Here is a 1,963-nt window from a genome sequence, read left to right on the forward strand (position 1 = left end):
GCCGGCGACGGGCGGGCTGCGAGCTTGATGAGCCCGCTGGTCGACGGCCAGGTACGCGCCCTGGAACAGGCCTGGCGGCACGCGGGCCTCGACCCGGCCGCCCCAGCCGCGCTCGGCCTGCTGGAAGCGCACGGCACCGGCACACCGGTCGGCGACGAAGCCGAACTGGCCACCTTGGCACGGGTCTTCGGACCGGCCTCGGCGGCGGCCGGCCCGGTCGGCTTCGGCACGGTCAAGTCGATGCTCGGCCACACGATGCAGGCCTCGGGGATCGCCGGACTGATCAAGGCCGCGCTCGCCGTCCACGACGGCGTACTCCCCCCGACCCTCCACCTCGAAGAGCCGCACGAAGGACTCGCCCGCACCCGGATGCGGCCGGTCACCGAGGCCGAACCCTGGGAGCGGGGCAGCGCGCCACGACGCGCCGGCGTGAACGCGTTCGGCTTCGGCGGGATCAACGCCCACGTGATCCTGGAGGAGGCCCCGAAGACCCCGGTGGCGCACCCCGTACGGCGTACGCGCCCCGCGGACCCGGACGCCGTACTGCGGATCGCCGCCGCGACCCCCGGTGAACTCGCCCGCGCGCTCGGGGCGATGACCGCCCACGGACCGGGCGCGGACAGCCGGGGCGGCCCCTGCCGGCTGGCCCTGGTCGGCCCCACCGCCGAGCGCCGCGCGCTGGCGGCCAAGGTCGTCGCCAGAGGTCTGCCCTGGCGAGGGCGCGGAGACGTGTGGTTCACGCCGCGCCCGCTGCTCGGGCCGGACGCCGCTCAGCAGGGAGGACGGCTCGCCTTCGTCTTCCCCGGCCTCGAACCGGAATTCACCCCCCGCGTCGACGAGGTCGCCGACCGTTTCGGACTGCCACGGGCCGCCCTCACCGGCGGCGGCGAACTGCTGGAACGAGCGGTCGACGCCATCGCCGTCGGACGGCTCTTCGCCGGCGTGCTGGACGGACTCGGCATCGCGCCCGATCTGCTGGCCGGACACAGCCTCGGCGAATGGACCGCCATGGCCGTCGCGGGAATGTACCCGCGCGACGCGGTCGACGCCCTCCTCGACGCGCTGCGCCCCGGCTCACTCGACGTCCCCGACCTGCTGTACGCGGCGCTCGGCTGCGATGCGCGGCAGGCCGCCGAAGCGATCCGCGGACTGGACCGGATCGCGGTCAGCCACGACAACTGCCCCCACCAGTCGGTGCTGTGCGGCGAACCGTCCCAGGTAGCCGAAACGCTGGCCCGGCTGGCCGCCCAGGGCGTCACGGCCCAGCCGCTGCCCTTCCGCTCGGGTTTCCACACCCCGATGTGGGAGCCGTACCTCGACCAGGTGCGCGCCGTCTCCGCACGGCTGCCGCTGCGAACGCCGGAGTGCCCCGTCTGGTCGGCGACCTCGGTGGAACGCTACCCACAGGACCCTGGCTTGGTACGGCAGTTGGTGCTCCGGCACCTGCTGGAGCCGGTGCGCTTCCGGTCGCTGACCGACCGGCTGTACGAGGACGGCGTGCGGGCCTTCGTCCAGATGGGGCCAGGCAGCCTCACCGGATTCGTGGCCGACACCCTGCACGGCCGGGACCACCTGGCCGTCGCCGCGGGCACCGTACGCGGCAGCGGGCTCGGCCAACTGCGGCGGATGGCCGCCGCACTGTGGACGGAAGGGCTGGACCCGCGCTGGGACCGGCTCACCGATCCCGCCGCCGAACCCGTCGTCCGCGCCGTCGCCGATCCCGTCGCCGGACCTGTCGTCTGCGCCGCCGCCGGACCCGCCGCCGGACCCGCCGCCGGACGGGCTGCGGGACATGGGATCGATCCCACCACCGCGCCCACCGCCCCGACGCACAAGCACGCGGTCCGCCTCGACCTGAGCTCCACCTTCGTACGCCTCGCCGCCCCGACGCCGGAGCTGTCCCTGCGCGCCGCGCCACCGCCGGCCGACCCGGCGCGCGGCCGGCTCGCCGACCGCCCGGTGC

1 protein-coding gene is annotated in these 1,963 nt (G+C 75.5%); it reads left to right on the forward strand.

Going from position 1 to position 1,963, the window contains the following annotated elements; translation table 11 throughout:
• Nucleotides 1–27: 27 nt before the first annotated feature.
• The coding region (locus tag QMK28_RS33855; protein WP_326443529.1) for an acyltransferase domain-containing protein at nt 28–1,963 on the forward strand (1,936 nt) is incomplete at its 3' end.

Origin of the sequence: Streptomyces sp. H27-D2, from assembly GCF_035828615.1 — a bacterium.
GTDB lineage: Bacteria > Actinomycetota > Actinomycetes > Streptomycetales > Streptomycetaceae > Streptomyces.